15 protein-coding genes and 1 pseudogene are annotated in these 16888 nt (G+C 73.3%); 9 read left to right on the plus strand and 7 right to left on the minus strand.

Annotated elements, in window-relative coordinates:
- Position 1 precedes the first annotated feature (1 nt).
- Positions 2 to 1180 (minus strand): agmatine deiminase family protein, encoded by a 1179-nt coding sequence (locus tag ABZX40_RS33605; protein WP_355746157.1) that lies wholly within the window; start codon positions 1178 to 1180, stop codon positions 2 to 4.
- A gap of 148 nt (positions 1181 to 1328) precedes the next feature.
- Here ABZX40_RS33605 and ABZX40_RS33610 point away from each other — a divergent pair, with 148 nt between their 5' ends.
- Complete coding sequence (locus ABZX40_RS33610; RefSeq protein ID WP_355746160.1) at positions 1329 to 1919, plus strand: helix-turn-helix domain-containing protein; 591 nt, start codon at positions 1329 to 1331, stop codon at positions 1917 to 1919.
- Positions 1920 to 1941: 22 nt separating this feature from the next.
- Here ABZX40_RS33610 and ABZX40_RS33615 read toward each other — a convergent pair whose 3' ends face one another.
- Positions 1942 to 3252 (minus strand): DUF2254 domain-containing protein, encoded by a 1311-nt coding sequence (locus ABZX40_RS33615; RefSeq protein ID WP_355746163.1) that lies wholly within the window; start codon positions 3250 to 3252, stop codon positions 1942 to 1944.
- Between the two features lie 383 nt (positions 3253 to 3635).
- The gene (locus ABZX40_RS33620) at positions 3636 to 4832 is read right to left on the minus strand and encodes an FAD-dependent oxidoreductase (RefSeq protein ID WP_355746166.1); all 1197 of its coding nucleotides are present in this window, start codon (positions 4830 to 4832) and stop codon (positions 3636 to 3638) included.
- A gap of 113 nt (positions 4833 to 4945) precedes the next feature.
- Here ABZX40_RS33620 and ABZX40_RS33625 point away from each other — a divergent pair, with 113 nt between their 5' ends.
- Entirely contained in the window at positions 4946 to 5521 is a 576-nt protein-coding gene (locus ABZX40_RS33625) for an amidase family protein (RefSeq protein ID WP_355746169.1), read from the plus strand.
- Between the two features lie 108 nt (positions 5522 to 5629).
- Here the strand turns inward: ABZX40_RS33625 and ABZX40_RS33630 are convergent, their stop codons facing one another.
- Complete coding sequence (locus ABZX40_RS33630; protein ID WP_355746172.1) at positions 5630 to 6214, minus strand: TetR/AcrR family transcriptional regulator; 585 nt, start codon at positions 6212 to 6214, stop codon at positions 5630 to 5632.
- Positions 6215 to 6410: 196 nt separating this feature from the next.
- Here ABZX40_RS33630 and ABZX40_RS33635 point away from each other — a divergent pair, with 196 nt between their 5' ends.
- The 3 genes from ABZX40_RS33635 to ABZX40_RS33645 are packed head-to-tail and all read left to right on the plus strand — an operon-like array spanning position 6411 to position 8019.
- Positions 6411 to 7346 (plus strand): NAD(P)-binding domain-containing protein, encoded by a 936-nt coding sequence (locus ABZX40_RS33635; protein ID WP_355746174.1) that lies wholly within the window; start codon positions 6411 to 6413, stop codon positions 7344 to 7346.
- 54 nt (positions 7347 to 7400) lie between these two features.
- Positions 7401 to 7661, plus strand: a complete 261-nt coding sequence (locus ABZX40_RS33640; protein WP_355746177.1) for a hypothetical protein — start codon at positions 7401 to 7403, stop codon at positions 7659 to 7661.
- Positions 7662 to 7695: 34 nt separating this feature from the next.
- Positions 7696 to 8019 carry a hypothetical protein gene (locus ABZX40_RS33645; RefSeq protein ID WP_355746180.1) on the plus strand — a complete coding sequence of 108 codons (324 nt, stop codon included), beginning with the start codon at positions 7696 to 7698 and terminating at the stop codon, positions 8017 to 8019.
- Positions 8020 to 8121: 102 nt separating this feature from the next.
- On the opposite strand, the gene ABZX40_RS33650 is transcribed toward ABZX40_RS33645, so the two are convergent.
- Positions 8122 to 9117 carry a helix-turn-helix domain-containing protein gene (locus ABZX40_RS33650; protein WP_355746182.1) on the minus strand — a complete coding sequence of 332 codons (996 nt, stop codon included), beginning with the start codon at positions 9115 to 9117 and terminating at the stop codon, positions 8122 to 8124.
- Between the two features lie 143 nt (positions 9118 to 9260).
- On the opposite strand from ABZX40_RS33650, the gene ABZX40_RS33655 reads away from it, so the two are divergent.
- The 4 genes and pseudogenes from ABZX40_RS33655 to ABZX40_RS33670 all read left to right on the plus strand — a co-directional run bounded on the left by ABZX40_RS33655 (position 9261) and on the right by ABZX40_RS33670 (position 15525).
- Positions 9261 to 10379 carry a saccharopine dehydrogenase NADP-binding domain-containing protein gene (locus ABZX40_RS33655; protein ID WP_355746184.1) on the plus strand — a complete coding sequence of 373 codons (1119 nt, stop codon included), beginning with the start codon at positions 9261 to 9263 and terminating at the stop codon, positions 10377 to 10379.
- A 369-nt stretch (positions 10380 to 10748) separates the two neighbouring features.
- Positions 10749 to 12659 carry an alkyl sulfatase dimerization domain-containing protein gene (locus ABZX40_RS33660; RefSeq protein ID WP_355746187.1) on the plus strand — a complete coding sequence of 637 codons (1911 nt, stop codon included), beginning with the start codon at positions 10749 to 10751 and terminating at the stop codon, positions 12657 to 12659.
- 1050 nt (positions 12660 to 13709) lie between these two features.
- Positions 13710 to 14183: pseudogene (locus ABZX40_RS33665) on the plus strand (hypothetical protein); the annotation flags it as partial.
- Positions 14184 to 14451: 268 nt separating this feature from the next.
- Entirely contained in the window at positions 14452 to 15525 is a 1074-nt protein-coding gene (locus tag ABZX40_RS33670) for a pyridoxal 5'-phosphate synthase (protein WP_355746190.1), read from the plus strand.
- Positions 15526 to 15532: 7 nt separating this feature from the next.
- On the opposite strand, the gene ABZX40_RS33675 is transcribed toward ABZX40_RS33670, so the two are convergent.
- Both ABZX40_RS33675 and ABZX40_RS33680 read right to left on the minus strand, forming a co-directional pair.
- Positions 15533 to 16159 (minus strand): molybdopterin-dependent oxidoreductase, encoded by a 627-nt coding sequence (locus ABZX40_RS33675; RefSeq protein WP_355746193.1) that lies wholly within the window; start codon positions 16157 to 16159, stop codon positions 15533 to 15535.
- Positions 16160 to 16373: 214 nt separating this feature from the next.
- On the minus strand, positions 16374 to 16733 hold the full coding sequence (locus ABZX40_RS33680) for a metalloregulator ArsR/SmtB family transcription factor (RefSeq protein WP_355746196.1): 360 nt from the start codon (positions 16731 to 16733) through the stop codon (positions 16374 to 16376).
- Between the last annotated feature and the right edge of the window lie 155 nt (positions 16734 to 16888).

Below are 16888 nucleotides of genomic sequence, written 5' to 3' on the forward strand. Positions count from 1 at the left end.
GTCAGTCGACCGGTTCCCCCGGCTGGTCGTGTGTGGCGCAGTGGATGCCGCCGCCCCCGGAGGCGACCGTGTCGATCACGACCGGCACGATGTCGCGGTCCGGGAAGTGTTCCTGGAGGATGCCCCGCGCCCGGTCGTCGGCCTTCCGGTCACCGAACCGGGGCAGGAACACCGAGTCATTGGCGACATAGAAGTTGGCGTACGTCGAGACGAAGTCGTCGCCCTCGCCCGTGATCCGGTCCAGGTCGGGCTGCGGCAGGTCGATCACCTCGAACCGCCGCCCCCGCGCATCGGCAGCCTCGCTCAGCACCGACCTCGCCTGATCGGCCGCCCGTGACCAGGAGTCCGGCGGCGTACCGGGAAACACCTGGTCCAGCAGCACCACCCCCGGCGCGGTGAACCGTACGAGACTGTCGACATGGGCGTCCGTGATGTCCTCGCCGCGCACCCCCTTGAGCCACACCACCTTCTCGACCCCCAGGGTGGCCATCAGGTCCGCCTCGATGTCGTCCCTGCTCAGACCGGGGTTGCGGTTCTCGTTGACGATCGAGCTCTCGGTGATCAGCAGGGTGCCCTCGCCATCGGTCTCGAAGGAGCCGCCCTCCGAGACCAGGGGCGCCGACATACGGGGGAGCCCGTACTCGGACAGCACGGTCCCGGCGACCCGGGCGTCATGGGTGTGCTCCTGCTTGCGGCCCCAGCCGTTGAAGTGGAAGTCGACCCCGACGACCCCGCCGTCCTCCTCCACGAACACCGGCACGGTGTCACGGGCCCACAGATCGTCGACCGCGATCGGAACGACCTCCACCTGCCTCCCGCACGCCCGCTGCGCGGCCTTGGTCTGCTCGGGCCGGGCCATCATGACGACGTACTCGTAGTCCGCCACCGCGCGCGCGATCCGGGCGATGTCCTCCCGGACGTACGGCAGATCCTCGCCCCACACCGACTCCAGGGCGGGCCATGACATGAACGTACGGGCGTGACTCTCCCACTCGGCACCGAAGCGGCGCCCGGCGGAGGCGTTCGGGGACGGGATCGCGGAGGGGGTTGTGGAGGCGGCTCGGGAGGCGCTGGACGCTCCGGCCGCGCCCGGTCCGCAGGCCGCCGCGCCGAAGGCGAGCGCGCCGAATCCGGCGAGGGTCCGCAGGGTGGTGCGGCGGGTGGGGGGAGGGTGGGACACGATGCGCTCCGAATGTTGCTGCGTCTGCTGCTTCTGCATTTGTTTGTGCTTTTGCTTCTACCTCGGTCTGTGCCCGCACTCTGACACTGACTGAAAATTCAGTCAAGCTGAGTGGTGGCGATGATCCACCCGGGTAGGGTTACGCGTCATGGCGTCCCGCAGTACTCGCAGTACCCAGATTCTCGAAGCGGCGGCCCGGCTGATCGCCCGGCGCGGTGTCCGTGGCCTGCGTGTGGAGGAACTCGCGGCCGAGGCGGGTGTCTCCACGGGGCTGATCTACTACCACTTCAAGGACCGCACCGGGATCCTGCGCCACACCCTGGAGTTCATCAACGACCGGGCCGAGCGCTACACCACGGCCCGCGACCCGGAGGCCCTCCAGCCGAGCCCGCGCGAGGAACTCGAACAGCTCCTCCTCCTGGAGTTGCAGGACACCGAAGAGGTCCGGGAGAACAGCGCCGCCTGGGGCGAGCTGCGGTCGAGCGCCGTCTTCGAACCCGCCCTGCGGGAGGACCTCGCGAGGGCGACGCTGGTGTGGGTGCGGGAAGTGGCCGCGCTGCTGGGCCAGGTGAGTCCGGCGACCCCGGCCGGGACCCTGACCGCCACCGCCGAGCGGCTCACGGCACTGCTGGAGGGCCTCAGCATGCGCTGGCTCAGCGGCGGGCTCGGCGTCGACCGGGCCCGGACGCTGATGCTGGGTGCCGTCGAGGCGGAACTCACGGGTCTCGACCGGCGCTAGCGCGACCGCCGTCCCGCGGCTCCTACTTCCCACCCAGCCCCTGATGGTCGGACCGGCCGGCCACCTCGTTCAGGAGGGGATCGGGGAGCGCGGCGGCGGTCAGCCGGCGCAGCGCGTCACGGCGTTCGAGGAGCGGGGCATGGCGCTCGGCCGGGGCGACGGCGAGCACCCGGTCCAGGAGGGCGTGCAGCCGCCGGGCGGCCTGAGGATTGCCCGCACCGTACAGAAGGGTCTCGTCCAGGGCGAGGGAGACCAGGCCGGGCCAGTCGGAGGCCGGGCACAGCACCCGGGGCCGGTCGGCCCGGTCCAGCAGCCAGGCGGGACCGAGGGGCCGCCCGGCGAACCGGAGCAGCCCGTCCTCGATCTGGTCCAGGGCCTGGACGGCGGTCGTGGGGTCATTGACGGCCGGGGACAGGGCACGTACGGCGATATCGGCGAGCAGCCGCAACCCGTACCCGGGATCCTGCTCGACGGTACGGCCGGGCCCGTACCGCAGACAGGCGGCGACCCGGCGGACGAGCCGCGCGCTGACCGGCCGGTCCCCGGCCCCCTCCACCCGCGCCACGACCGTGCCCGTGCCGACGAAGTCACCGACCGCGTGGGGCAGCCGGACCCGGAGATCGTGCCGGGCGGCGAGCCGGGCCAGCCGGGGTTCCTTCACGGCCTGGAGGATGGCCGGTCCGCCGCCGTACGGGACGGGCACGGTGCTGTCGCCGACGGGCGGGGCGAGGCCGGGTACGGCGGTGACCGGCGGGGCCGTCGGACTGGTCTCCTCGATGACGACGCGCAGCCGGTCGCCGACCGAGCGGGCCAGGCCGCCGCCGGTCACCGCGTGCCGCAGCGCGCCGATCAGGAGGAGCACGGTCACCGCGTCGATCAGCACCAGGCAGACGGCGAGGGTCACACTCGTGCGGGGCACGTTGTCGCCGCGCACATCGCTGAGCGCGACCAGCGCGTACAGGGCGGTGCCGATCAGCAGGCCGAAGAGGACCAGATACCGGCTGAAGTGACCGAGCGCCGCGACCAGCCGGGGGGACATGGACTGCACGGTCTGGATGACGAGGGTGATGGCCGTGATGATGAACCCGGCCAGGGTGATCATGCCGCCCGCGATGGCCGCGAGGGTCGCCTGCGCCGTGGACGCGTCGAAATCCAGCTCGGCGTCCGGCAGATGCCCCTCCCACCGGGGCAGCGCCCACCCGAGCACCGCCCCCGCGACCACCAGGAAGAGCGCCAGTCCGAGGCTGCGCAACCGGCGCCGCCGCTGACTGCCCCGGCCGCGGCGCGGATACCGGGTGCGCACGGCGGCGCCGGGGGGCGGTGGCAGGGTCATGGGCGGCGGCGGTCGGATGTCACCGGAGGGCACCTCCGCGCGGGAGAGGGAGGGGACATGATCAACGGTACGGTAACCGAAATGTCCGGTTGGCGGGAGCGGGGGAGGGCCGAGAGGGCGAAGGGGGCGAAGGGGGCGCTGTCGATGCGCGGGGGCGCGACCCGTGCTGCGGGTGGCCCGACCTGGGCTGCGAAGACGCGACCTGTGCTGCGGGTGGCCCGACCCATGCCGCGGAAGTGCGACCTAGGCTGCGGCGTCGCGACCTATGCCGCGGCGGCGCGACCTAGGCTGCGAAGACGCGACCTGTGCCGCGGGCGGCCCGACCCATGCCGCGGAGGCGCGACCTATGCCGCGGCGTCGCACCTACGCCGCGGTGGCCCGACCTATGCCGTGGTGGCCGTCACTCCCGCCCGGTCCGGCCCGGCGGTGTTGACGCGGTGCCTGCGCAGGGGTTTGCCGAAGGTCGGGTGGCCGATGCTCCAGGCGGCACCCCGGAGCACACCCGACTTGATCCGCGCGGCGGGTCGGCCGCCCAGGTACCAGGACTTCGGGCGGGCGTCCCCGTCCACCAGCTGGACGATCGCGTCCCGCCGACCGAGGCTGATGTGGTTGCCGTGGTACTTGAGCCCGGTGGACGGGACGTGACTGCCCGTCAGCCGGGCGACGATCGCGGCGATGGCCTGCTTGCCGGTGAACCCGGCCGAGGCGCAGGACATCGGCAGCGGCAGCCCGTTCTCACCGATCGCGTAGGCGCTGTCGCCTGCGACGTAGATGTCCGGGTGGGACACCGAGCGCATGGTGCCGTCCACGACGATCCGCCCCGTCCCGGTGACCTCCAGACCGGCGTCGGCCGCGAGGGGGTGCGCGGCGAACCCGGCCGTCCACACCGTCACCTCGGCCGGGATGGACGTACCGTCGGCGGCGACCGCCCGGTTCGGCTCCACGGCCTCGACGGCGGTGTGCTCGTGGACGGCGATGCCCAGCCGGTCGAAGGCGCGGCGCAGATGGGCGCGGGCCTTCGGGGACAGCCGGTCGCCGAGTTCGCCACGGGCGGCGAGGGCCACCGCGAGGTCGGGCCGGGACTCGGCGACCTCGGTGGCGGTCTCGATACCGGTCAGCCCCTCGCCGACGATCAGTACGGTGCCGCCCGCGCCCAGGGCCGCCAGCCGCTCGCGCAGCCGCAGCGCCGAGGGCCGTCCGGCCACATCGAAGGCATGGTCGGTGACACCGGGGACGCCGTGGTCGGCCACCGAGCTGCCGAGGGTGTGGAGCAGGGTGTCGTAGGGGAGGTCGCTGTCGCCGTCCTCGCCGCGCAGGGCGACGGTCCGGCGCCCGGGGTCGATACCGGTGACGCGCGCCACGCGCAGCTGTATGCCGGTGCCCGCGAAGATGTCGGCGAGCCTGCGGGAGCCGAGGTCCCGACCGGTCGCGAGCTGGTGGAGCCGCATCCGCTCGACGAAGTCGGGTACGGCGTTGACGACAGTGATCTCGATGTCCTCCCGGGAGAGCCGACGGGCCAGGTTCCCGGCGGTGTAGGTCCCCGCGTATCCGGCGCCCAGTACGACGATGCGGTGCTTCATGACAATCCTCCGGTCTCGTGTGGATGCCACTTGGACGAGAGGGCGGCCCGGTCCATGACATGGGGTGGGTGTGATGCCGGTCACTCGGGGTGGGGGGGCTTGGTCCTGGTCTCGTGGCCGCCCCGGGCGCGGGCACCGTCCCCCCGCCCGTACGACGGCGCGTCCGGGTCGGCTGGCCCGGCGACTGGACGGCCCCCGCCGACCCAGTGGTGAACGCGGTCTGCCGTGCCGCACTCGCGGCGCTGCCCGCCGCCATCGAGGTCGTCCCCCTGGATCTGCCGTTGACCGCCCGGACCTCGGTGACCGCCCATGTCGCCGTGCTCGCGGCGGAGGCGGCGACCGCGCTGGGGCCCCTGGTGTCGGACGGGTCCACCGATCCCCGCGCGCTCGCGCTGATCTCGGCGGGCGCGCACCTCACCGGGGACGAGGTACGTGCCGCGCACCGGCAGCGGCGGCGGATCGCGTGCGAACCGCACACCGCGCTGCGCTCGGTCGATGTGATCGCCACCCCCACCGTCGCCGTCACCGCACCGCCGATCGGCGCCACCGTGATGCCGCTGTCCGACGGGCGCACCCTGCGCCGGCCCGACATCGGCGACCACTTCACCGTCGCCGCCAACAGCACCGGCGTTCCGGCCGTATCACTGCCCGCAGCCAGGTGGACGGCCTTTCCGTCGGCCTCCATCTGATCGCCGGTCCCCACGAGGACGCCCGGCTGCTGCGGCTCGCCGCGCTGCTCGAACCCGCGCGGGAGTGACGGGCGGCCCGACGCCGCGCGGAGATCCGTCGGACCCTCCTCAGGGTCGGCTGGCGTCGATGAGCAGAGCCAGATGTCTGCCCGCGACCAGCAGCGGTGCCTCGGATCTGAACACCTGGGCGGTGAGTTCGGCGCCTTCGAGGGTGTTGATGACCGTCATCGCCAGCTCGCGCGCGTCGTCCTCGTCGAAACCGGCGGTACGCAGGGTGTCGGCGACCAGGTCCTGCCAGTGCTGGAAGACCTGGGCGACCGCGCGTTCGATCGCGGGGACCCGGCCCGTGGTCTCCAGCGCGGTGGCGCTGATCGGGCAGCCGTTCATCCAGTCGGACGCCTTGAGATGGGCGGCGAGCGCGCGGGCGCAGCCGTCGACGGCCTTGGCCGGGTCGGGCTCACCGGCCAGGGACGCCGTCAGCATCTCGGCGAACTCCTGATCGCCGTGCTCGATCGCGGCCACGGCCAGTTGCTCCTTCCCGCCGGGGAAGAAGTGGTAGACCGAGCCGAGCGTGGCCCTGGCCTCACCGGCGATCTGCTTGATGCCCGTGCCCTCGTAACCCCGCTGCTGCATCAGCAGTGAGGCGGCGCGCACGATGCGGTCCCGGGTGCCCAGTTCGGTCGTGGAAGTCATCTGCCCAGCGTACTGGTTAGAACGTTCATTTTAGGTTGCGGGTCGCGGTGCGCCCCTGTTAGCGTCGCCGTTGTTAGAACGTTCTATCTAACGCCCCTCGCTAGCGCAAGGGCCCGGAGCGGCGCTCCGCCCGGCTCCCCCCCCGACCCATCACCCCGCCGGTGGACACACCGAGCGACGAGAGGAACGAAACGACATGCCCGCGGACATGACCGCCGAGAAGTCACCCGACAAGGCACAGGCACCTGTCAAGTCACCCGTCAAGGCCCCCGTCACCGTCATCGGTCTCGGCCCGATGGGAGCGGCCATCGCCGCCGCGTTCGTGAACGCCGGCCACCCCACGACCGTGTGGAACCGCACCGCGGCCAAGGCGGACGCCCTCGTCGCCGACGGAGCCGTACTCGCCGCGTCCCCCGCCGAGGCCGCCGAAGCCAGCCCGCTGGTGATCGTCTGCGTGCTCGACTACGACGCCTCGGACGCGATCCTGCTGCCCCTCGCCGACACACTGAAGGGCCGTACGCTGATCAACCTCACCGCCGACACCCCGGCGCGCTCCCGCACCGCCGCCGCCTGGGCCGAGCGGCACGGCATCGACTACATCGACGGTGCGATCATGTCGCCCACCTTCACCATCGGCACCCCCTCCGCCGTCGTGCTCTACAGCGGCCCCGAGGGGACGTACCGCGCCCACCGCGAGACCCTGGCCGCGCTGGGCGGCTCGCACACCCATCTGGGCGCCGACCCCGGTCGCGCCGCGGGCTTCGATCTGGCGCTGCTCAACATCTTCTGGACATCCATGAGCGGTCTCACCCACGCCTTCGCCCTGGCGGAGGCCGAGGGCATCGACGCCGTGGATCTCGCCCCGTTCGCCCTGGGGATCGTCGGGCTGCTGCCCGAGTCCGTCGCCGACATGGCGGGCAAGCTCGATCGCGGCGAGTTCCCGGCCGACGGCTCCAGTATCGAGTCGAACGTGGCCACGATGAACCACATCATCCACGCCGCCGAGAGCCGCGGCATGGACCCCGGTCCGCTCGGGGCCGTCCGCCCCCTCGCCCAGGCGGTCATCGACGCGGGCCACGGCACCGGCAACTTCGCCCGTCTCACCCGCCACTACCTGGAGAACCGCTCCTGACACCCCGGCTGATCTCCGACGGCCCCCTTTGACGCGCGCCACCGAACCGAGACCGTGCCGCAGCCGCAGCCGCAGCCGCAGCCGCAGCCGAAGTCGCAGCCGAAGTCGCAGCCGAAGTCGCAGTCGAACCAGGAAGCGCCCCCGCCCAGGAAGGGATCAGCGGAAGCGGACGGGCCGACACCGCGGCGACGATGGACGGTACTGGCCGTCGTCCCCGTCGAACGCGCCGCAGCCTGGGTGACGGCGATTGCCCCGTACCTGGCCGAGGGCAAGGGGGCCCTGGCGTTCGAGCGGACGGTGGAGGAGATCGCCTGAGGGGGCCGACCACGCGCCGCGTACACTCCCGCCCATGGACGCGTTCCTGCCGTTCGTGATCGTCCTCGGACTTCTCGCCGTGGTCCTCGGCTTCTTCACCTGGCTGGCATCGCGTATCCGCCGCCGGGGTCTCGCGGGCGGGGCGATGAGCGCGGCGCTGGCCTCGTACGAGGAGGCGTTCCGGATCACGGCTCACGAGTCCCATGTCGAGATCCGGGCCCAGGCCGACCGCAAGGCACCGGTTCTGTCGCCGGACGCCCCCTGGGGGAGAGGCGGCTCCGGCGAGCGGGAACCCCGTCGGCCCCAGCCCCGCAGACGCCCCGGCCGCTGGACCCGCCGTCCGAGGCGGGGCCGCTGACCGGCGGCGGGGGTGCGCGGACGCCGGTGGCAGCGGGCAGCGGCGGTGCGGGGGTGCGGCGGTGCGGGGGTGCGGCGGTGCGGGGGTGCTCATGAAGTCACGTCATGAGTCCGCCAGCACCGACGAGACCCCCTCTCGACGTATCCCCTCATGCCCCACCGCCCGCGCGCGGAACGTACGCCGGTAGGTGTCCGGCGGGACGCCCACCGTGCGGTTGAAGTTGCGGCGCAGTGTCGTGGCCGTCCCCATGCCCGTGGCCGCCGCGATGCTGTCGATGCCGTCGTCCGTGGTCTCCAGCAGTTCCTGGGCGTGCCGGATGCGCTGGGTGAGGAGCCATTGCAGGGGGGTTGTTCCGGTCACGGATCTGAAGTGGCGGCCCAGATGGCGTGAGCTCATCCGGGCCTGGCGGGCGAGATCCTCGACGGTCAGCGGCTGGTCCAGGCGGGCGATGACCCAGGGGAGCAGCTCGGCGAGCGGGTGGTTGTCCGGCGCCGGGACGGGCGTGGTGACGTACTGGGCCTGCCCGCCGTCCCGGTGCGGTGGCACGACCAGGCGGCGGGCCAGGGTGTTGGCCAGCGCCGAGCCGTGGTCGAGGCGGACGATATGGAGGCACAGGTCCATGGCGGCGGCCTTCCCCGCCGAGGTGAGCACGCTGCCGCTGTCCACATAGAGGACATCCGGGTCGACCGTCACCCGGGGATGGCGCTCGGCCAGGTCGCGGGCGTGCGCCCAGTGTGTGGTCGCGCGCCTGCCGTCCAGCAGACCGGCGGCGGCCAGGATGAAGGCACCCGTGCACAGGGAGGCCACCCGCGCCCCCGCCTCATGGGCCGCGCGCACCGCGTCGACCAGTTCGGCGGGCGGCTCCCGGTCGATGTCGGTCCAGCCCGGGACGATCACGGTGTCCGCGTACGGCAGCCGGTCCAGCCCGTGATCGGGCTCCAGACGGAACGGGCCGACCCGCACCGCGCCCGGCCCGCAGACCCTGAAGTCGTACCACTGGCCGGTCACGCTCGCCGGGGGTGAGCCGAACACCTCGCACGCCAGGGCCAGTTCGAAATGCAGCATCCCGTCGGTGACGGCCAGGGCGACAGAGTCCATGTCCGTAATTGTACGAGGCCCGTCGTTTCGGACACTCGCAGTGAGGGTGGGGCACTCGACAGGATGGTCATGACGGAACGGCACATCACGGCGGCGGATCGGGCTCGATCGCGGCCGGTCGGCTCAACTGAGGGAGAACGGCCATGAGTTCAGCGCAGACGGTGACGGTGTTCGGCGCGTACGGGCACACCGGGCGTTTCGTGGTGGCGCGGCTGCGGGAGCGCGGGTTCGTCCCGGTCCTCTCCGGCCGCGACGCCGGAAAGCTGAAGGAACTGGCGGAACTTGTGGACGTGGCGGAAATGGGGGAAGCGGCGGAACCGGGTGAACCGGGTGATCTGCGGGAACCGGGGGGATCCGAGGCCGGGGCGGCGGGGCTCGACATCCGCCCCGCCTCCGTCGACGACCCCGCCGCGCTCGACCGCGCCCTGGCCGGCGCGTCCGCCGTCATCAACTGCGCCGGACCCTTCGCCACGACCGCCGCCCCCCTCATCGAGGCGGCCCTGCGCGCAGGCATCCCGTACGTGGATGTCGCCGCCGAGATCGAGGCCAACGTCGACACCTTCACCCACTTCGCCGACCGCGCCCGCGCCGCGAACGTGGTGGTCGTCCCCGCGATGGCCTTCTTCGGCGGACTCGGCGACCTGCTGGCCACCTCCGCGATGGGCGACTGGACGGCGGCGGACGAGGCACACATCGCATACGGGCTGAGCAGTTGGCACCCCACCGCCGGGACCCGCGCGGCCGGGGCGGTCTCCCGGGAGCGGCGGGACGGCGCCCGGGTCGTCTACACCGGCGGGGAGCTGACCCACCGTCATGACGCCCCGCCGACCCTGAAGTGGCACTTCCCCGGAACGATGGGGACGCGGGCCGTCATCGGGGAGTTCACCATGGCCGATGTCGTCACCATCCCCAGCCATCTGGCCGTCCCCGAAGTCCGCACCTATATGACGGTCGAGGCGGCCGGTGACCTCGCCTCCCCCGACACCCCGGCACCGGCCCCGGCCGACCCGCAGGGCCGGTCCGCGCAGACCTTCCTCGTCGATGTCGTCGTCCGCCGCGGTGACACCGAACGGCGTGCCACCGCCACCGGGCAGGACATCTACGCCGTCACCGCGCCCCTCGCCGTGGAGGCCGTCGAGCGCATCCTCACCGGCCGGACCAGGACGACGGGTGTCGCCTCCGCGGGCGAGATCTTCGACGCCCCCGACTTCCTGCGGGCACTGTCCCCGCACATCACGCTGGCCACCATGGACCGGGCGTGACCGGCACCGGAGACCGGGGACCCCGGGAGCCGCATCGTTGCCCGCCGATCCGGACCCTCACCGGTCCCTTCGGCACTCGCCCCGGCCCCCAAGCGACCCTCACCGGTTCCTTCGGCCCCCGCCCCGCCCCCCACGCGACCCGCACCGGCCCCCTCGGCACTCGCCCCGCCCTCCACGCGACCCCCACCGCCCCCCCTCGGAATCCCCACCACCCCGCCCCCGCGCTCACCCGCCCCGCCCCCGCGCTCACCCGCCCGGCCCTCACCCGTTCGCCGCCGCCCCCGGAGCGGGCCAGGGTGGCAGTGGCCGCCCGTTCGCGCCGGGCCGCCGGGCGAGGAGAGCGCGCCGGAGTGAGCGAAGGAGAGCCGCATGCCGCAGAACGCCGAACCCCGGCCCGCCGAACCGTCCGTCGCCCAGGCCAACGAGGACGTACTGCGGCGCTTCCCCTTCGACGACACCCAGGACCTCCAGGACGCCCGCCGCGGATTCATGGGCACGGCCAGGGAGAGCGTCGTACGGGACGCCGCCGGGCACACCGTCTGGGACCTCGGCGCCTACGGTTTCCTCGCCCAGGACTGCCCGGCCACCGCCAACCCCAGCCTGTGGCGGCAGAGCCGCCTCTGCTCCGACCACGGCCTCTTCGAGGTGACCCGGGGCATCTACCAGGTGCGCGGCTTCGACCTCTCCAACATGACGCTCGTGGAGGGGGAGCGCGGCATCCTGGTCATCGACCCGCTGATCTGCGCCGAGACCGCCGCCGCGGCCCTCGCCCTGTACCGCGAGCACCGCGGGGCACGCCCGGTGACCGGCGTCCTCTACACCCACAGCCACATCGACCACTTCGGCGGGGTGCACGGCGTCGTCTCCGACGCGGAGGTCGCCGCCGGCGTCCCCGTCCTCGCCCCGCACGGCTTCCTGGAGCACGCGGTCAGCGAGAACGTCTACGCCGGTACGGCGATGAACCGCCGCGCCGCCTATATGTACGGCGCCGCCCTCCCCAAGGGCGACCGCGGGCAGATCGGCGCCGGGCTCGGGCAGACCACCTCGACCGGCACCGCCGGACTGATCCCGCCCACCCTGGACATCACCCGCACCGGGCAGACGGAGACCGTCGACGGCATCCGGATGGTCTTCCAGCTCACCCCCGGCACCGAGGCACCCGCCGAGCTGAATCTGCACTTCCCCGACCACTCCGCCCTGTGCATGGCCGAGAACGCCACCCACAATCTGCACAACCTCCTGACCCTGCGCGGCGCCGAGGTCCGCGACCCGCGCGTCTGGGCCGCCTACCTCACCGAGGCCGTCGACCTCTTCGCCGACGGCACCGAGGTCGCCTTCGCCTCCCACCACTGGCCCACCTGGGGCCGCGAGCGGGTGATCGCGTTCCTCACCGGGCAGCGGGACCTGTACGCCTACCTCCACGACCAGACGCTGCGCCTGCTCAACCAGGGCCTCACCGGCCCCGAGATCGCCGAACGCGTCACCCTGCCCCCGGCCCTGGAACGGGCCTGGCACACCCATGGCTACTACGGCTCGGTCAGCCACAACACCAAGGCCGTCTACCAGCGTTACCTGGGCTGGTTCGACGGCAACCCCGCCCATCTGTGGGAGCACCCGCCCGTGGAGGCCGCCCGCCGCTATGTCGACTTCATGGGCGGCACCGCCGAACTCCTGAGCCGCGCCCGCCAGTCCTACGCCGACGGCGACTACCGCTGGGTGGCCCAGGTGGTGCACCACGCCGTCTTCGCCGACCCGGACAACGCCGAGGCCCGGACCCTCCAGGCCGACGCCCTCGAACAGCTCGGCTACGGCAGCGAGAACGGCACCTGGCGCAACTTCTACCTCATGGGCGCCCATGAACTCCGGCACGGCCCCGTCGCCACCCCCACCTCCACGGTCTCGCCCGACCTCCTCGCCGCCCTCACCCTCGGCCAGCTCCTCGACTCGCTCGCCATCCGGATCGACGGCCCCGGCAGCTGGGACGCCGACATCACCGTCCGCTGGCGGCTCACCGACGGTGACGGCGACCCCCTCACCCTGCGGCTGCGCTACGGCGTCCTCACCCATGTCACCGGCACCGGACCCGCCGCCGCGGGCGACGCCGACGCCGAGTTCACCCTCGCCGAGGCCACCCTGCGCGCCGTACTCCTCGGCACGCTCCCACCCGACGAGCTGCCGTCCCACGACGGCGTCGAGGTCACCGGCGACCCCACCCGACTCACCGAGCTGCTCGGCCACCTCGACACCCCGGACCCGGACTTCCCGATCGTCACCCCATAGAACGCCCGTCCCATTTCAGACGCCGTTGTCCGCTCCCTCCCGGTGACGTCATAGTCGGGCGGAGGCAACCGGGTGGGGGAGCGGTCCATGTCCAGGTCCAGTTCCATGCCCATGTCCGGATCCGAGGCCAGGGCCATGTCCGGGGCCAGTTCCGGATCCATGCCGGACGTGGATCCGGATCCGTGTCCTGGCCTGCGCCGACGGCCATGTCCGAGGACGCCATGAAGGCGCTGGGCCGTCTGGTCATGGACCGCCGCGACCCGCACCGCGCTGGCCCGGCTGCATGCCTTCACCTCCGACCCGCCCGCCTCGGTGGAGGTGCTCCGGGTCCCGTTCGCCGAACTGGCCGCCGCTCCAGGGGCCACCGCCGAACGCGTCCTGACCTGGCTCGGCCTGCCCGTCACCGACGCGCTGCGCTCCCGCTGGGCGGACCATCTGCGCCGCCATCCGCGCAGCCCGCACCACCATCCGCGCGCCGCGTGCGGCCCGCCACCGGTACCCGACCGCGAACCCGCCACCAGAGGGGTCATCGCGGTGGGCGCCGGACCGGGCCTTGTGACGGATGCCGGGCCAGCCCCTGCGGTGGGTGCCGGGCCAGCTCCTACGGGGGTGCTGGACCAGCCCCTGCGGCGGATGCCGGACCAGCCCCTGCCGCCCCCGCCGAACCGCCTCCTGACCCCAAGGCTGAGCCCACCCCCCTCGAACCAGGGGCCGCCCCCGCTGCCCCCGAGCCGGGGCCCGAGCCCGCCGCCCCCGAATCCCAACCCCCCGCTCCCGAGCCGGAGGCCACCCCCACCCCCGACCTGGAACCGACGCCCTCCCCCCAACCCCCCGCCGCCCCATGACCCCCCTCGCCTACCCGTTCCCCCGGACAACGCCCTCGCCCCCCTCCCACACACCGCCCTCCTCGACCGCGACGAGCTGACCCGCGTCCGGATGTCCAGTGGCGACCCCGCCCATCTCGCCGTGCGCCACGCGGATGTCGTCCGTGCGCTCACCGACCCCCGGCTGAGCAGACGGGCCATGCTGACCGTGCCCGGCGGTCCCCGTATGACCCTGGCCGATCTCGACGAGCCCAGCCTCCTCGGTCTCGATCCGCCCGACCACACCCGGCTGCGCCGCCTGTGCACCCCGTCGTTCCGCCCCGCCGCTCTCGCCCGTCTGCGCGCGTCCGTACAGGCCCGGACCGATGGTCTCCTCGACGCGCTCGCGGGCGTGCCCGGACCCGTGGACCTCCACGCGGGGTTCTCCCTGCCGCTGGCCATCGGCGTGGTGTGTGATCTGCTCGGCGTCCCCGAGGCGGGCCGTGAGCCGCTCCTCGACGGAGCCCGCCGCAAGCTCGCCCTGACCGCGCTCCCACCCGACCGGGCCCGCGTCGGCCACCAGGCCCTGCGCGCCCACTGGAGCGCCCTGCTCTTCGGCGGGGCCGACCGCGACCCCCGGGTCTTCGACCGCTCCGGCACCTTCGACATCACCCGCCCCCGCCGTCCTCATCTGGCCTTCGGCCACGGCCCGCACCGCTGCGTCGGCGCGCCGCTGGCCCTCCTGGAACTCCGTGCCGCCCTCACCACCCTTCTGCACCGCCACCCCCGCCTCCGGCTCGCCGAACCCCCCGAGCGCCTCCCCTTCGGCAACGGCTCCCTGATCGGCGGCGTGACCCGACTGCCCGTCCTCCTCGACCCCAGCGCCCGGCGACCTGATCCCGGCCCCGGACGCCTCCCGTCAGGGAGAATCGACGGGACGCCGACGCGGGATCCGTACGTCCCGCGCCACCGTGAGCCAAGGAGACACCGTGAGCCAGACGCCGTCCTCCGACGGGCAGCCCGAACCCGGCGAGAGCCCCCAGTACCTGTTCTCCTACGGCACGCTGCAACTGCCGCAGGTGCAGCTCTCCCAGTTCGGGCGGCTGCTGGAGGGGCGTCCGGACCGGTTGCCCGGCCACCGGACGACCAGCATCCTGATCACCGACCCCGCCGTGATCGAGGCCAGCGGCACCGACCGGCATCCGCTCGTCGTGGCCTCGGCCGATCCGGCGGACGGGGTCGAGGGCCAGGTCTTCACGGTCGGCGCGGCCGATCTCGCCCTGGCCGACTCCTACGAGGTCGACGACTACGCCCGAGCCCTGGTCACCCTGGACTCGGGCGTACGCGCCTGGGTCTACCTGGAGCGCCCGCGACCGGCCGCCGGGACGGAGCGGCCGACCGACCCGGACGGCATACGGCGGTGGCTGCGAGGTCTGGAGGTCTTCGCCGGGCCCCTCGCCGAGTTCGACCCCGCCTCGGCGCCCGCCGACCCGGTCGCTCTGTTCCTCGACTGGCTGCGCGCGGCGGTCGCGGCCGGGGTGCCCGACCCGCACGCCATGACACTGTCGACGGTGGGGGAGGACGGCATCCCGGACGCGCGGGTGCTGATCCTCAAGAACGTGGACGACGACGGCTGGCAGTTCGCCGTGCACGGCGACAGCCCCAAGGGACGCCAGCTCGCCCGGCGGCCCGGCGCGGCCCTCACCTTCTACTGGCCCCCGCTGGGCCGTCAGATCCGGCTGCGCGGCACGGTCGAGGCCGCGCCCGCCGAGCAGAGCGCCGCCGACCTGCTCGCCCGCGCCACCACGGCCCGCGCCGAGGCGCTGATCGGCCGCCAGAGCCGGCATCTGACCGGCCCCGAGGAACGCGCCTCGGCCCTGCGCGAGGCACGCGCCCGGATCGCGGCGGACCCCGGCCTGGTCAGTCCCGAGTGGACCCTCTACACCCTCGTACCGACCGAGATCGAGTTCTGGCAGGCCGACAAGGACCGCCTCCACGAGCGGCTGCGCTACGAACGCCCCGACCGGCGGGGCCCCTGGGCGCGGTACCCGCTGTGGCCGTGACCGCCGGTCAGGGGGAGGCGGGCGCCTCGTCGTCCTCCTGGTAGGAGTGGCGCTGCTGCTTCCAGGGGTCGGCGAGATTGTGGTAGCCGCGCTCCTCCCAGAAGCCGCGCCGGTCGGCGGTCATGTACTCGATGCCGCGCAGCCACTTGGGGCCCTTGTAGCCGAACAGCTGGGGCACCACCAGCCGCAGCGGGAATCCGTGCTCGGCGGTGAGGGGCTCGCCGTTGTGGTGGGTCGCCATCAGGGTGTGCGGACTCGTGAAGTCGCGCAGCCGCAGGTTGGCGGAGTAGCCGTACTCGGCCCAGGCCATGACATGGGTGACCCCGGGCGCGGGCGGGACCAGTTCCAGGACGGTGGTGGCGGGGATGCCGTACCACTCGTGCCCGCTGGAGGTGGGTCCGCTCGCGCAGTGGTGGTCGGCGACGACGGTGGTGCGGGGGAGGGCGGACAGGTCGTCGAAGGTCCACTCCCGCACCGCGCCGGAGGCGGTGGCACCGAAGACCCGGAGGTTCCAGCGCTCGGGGCGGAAGCGGGGGACCGGGCCGTAGTGCGAGACGGGCCAGCCGTGGACATGGCGCTGGCCGGGCGGCATCCGCTCCGGCGCCCCGGTGAGCGGGTGCGGCTCGTCGGTCATCTGGGCACCGCCCTTTCCCTGTCCCCGCCCGTCCGTCCTCGGGGAAGCCTATGCGGGCGGGGTCGGTGCCATCGAAGGGGCACGACCGGCGCGGCCAGGGACGGGCGAAACGCCGGGCGCGCGAGCGTAGGGCGGCGGAGGCCCGCTCCGGACCCCGTACGCCTGATCCCGTACGCCCGACGCGTGGAGGCGACCGGCGGACGCGGGGCGGGCGTCAGTCGTGCAGGGCCTCGCCGCTGATGCGGTGGTCGGCGTGGCTGAGCGCCTCCACGACCAGGCGCCGCAGATGCCCGTCCCGGAGGCGGTAGTAGATGTGCCGGCCCTCGCGGCGGGTGTCGACCAGTCCGGCGAGCCGGAGCTTGCCGAGGTGCTGGCTGACGGCCGTACGGGAGGCGTCGGTGCGCTCGGTGAGGGTGCCGACGTCCGCCTCGCCCTGGGCGAGCAGCCAGAGCAGATGCAGCCGGGTCGGGTCGGCGAGCATCGCGAACACCCCCGTCGCCTCCGCGAGTCGGGCGCTGTCGGGCGTCAGCACATGCTCATGGATCGCAGCTGGGAGGGACTGGCTCTCGGACATACGGCAAGGGTAGAGCCCCGGGTGCCCGGAACGCGGCCGGGTGCGGGGTGCGGGGTGCGGGGTGCGGGTGTGCGGTGGATCACATTGGCCATCATGTGCGCAGCTGCGCACATGAGTGTTATATTTGCGCCAGCCGCCGGAACCACACCCCGGGA

The sequence above is a fragment of the Streptomyces sp. NPDC004610 genome (assembly GCF_040609715.1).
Classification (GTDB): domain Bacteria; phylum Actinomycetota; class Actinomycetes; order Streptomycetales; family Streptomycetaceae; genus Streptomyces.

Excerpts from the sequence above, each read along its gene's own strand:
- ABZX40_RS33615 (WP_355746163.1), bottom strand. The coding sequence starts at position 3,252 with ATGACCCTGCCACCGCCCCCCGGCGCCGCCGTGCGCACCCGGTATCCG.
- ABZX40_RS33650 (WP_355746182.1), bottom strand. The coding sequence starts at position 9,117 with ATGGACTCTGTCGCCCTGGCCGTCACCGACGGGATGCTGCATTTCGAA.
- ABZX40_RS33655 (WP_355746184.1), top strand. The coding sequence starts at position 9,261 with ATGAGTTCAGCGCAGACGGTGACGGTGTTCGGCGCGTACGGGCACACC.
- ABZX40_RS33630 (WP_355746172.1), bottom strand. The coding sequence starts at position 6,214 with ATGACTTCCACGACCGAACTGGGCACCCGGGACCGCATCGTGCGCGCC.
- ABZX40_RS33675 (WP_355746193.1), bottom strand. The coding sequence starts at position 16,159 with ATGACCGACGAGCCGCACCCGCTCACCGGGGCGCCGGAGCGGATGCCG.
- ABZX40_RS33645 (WP_355746180.1), top strand. The coding sequence starts at position 7,696 with ATGGACGCGTTCCTGCCGTTCGTGATCGTCCTCGGACTTCTCGCCGTG.
- ABZX40_RS33620 (WP_355746166.1), bottom strand. The coding sequence starts at position 4,832 with ATGAAGCACCGCATCGTCGTACTGGGCGCCGGATACGCGGGGACCTAC.
- ABZX40_RS33610 (WP_355746160.1), top strand. The coding sequence starts at position 1,329 with ATGGCGTCCCGCAGTACTCGCAGTACCCAGATTCTCGAAGCGGCGGCC.
- ABZX40_RS33680 (WP_355746196.1), bottom strand. The coding sequence starts at position 16,733 with ATGTCCGAGAGCCAGTCCCTCCCAGCTGCGATCCATGAGCATGTGCTG.
- ABZX40_RS33660 (WP_355746187.1), top strand. The coding sequence starts at position 10,749 with ATGCCGCAGAACGCCGAACCCCGGCCCGCCGAACCGTCCGTCGCCCAG.
- ABZX40_RS33635 (WP_355746174.1), top strand. The coding sequence starts at position 6,411 with ATGCCCGCGGACATGACCGCCGAGAAGTCACCCGACAAGGCACAGGCA.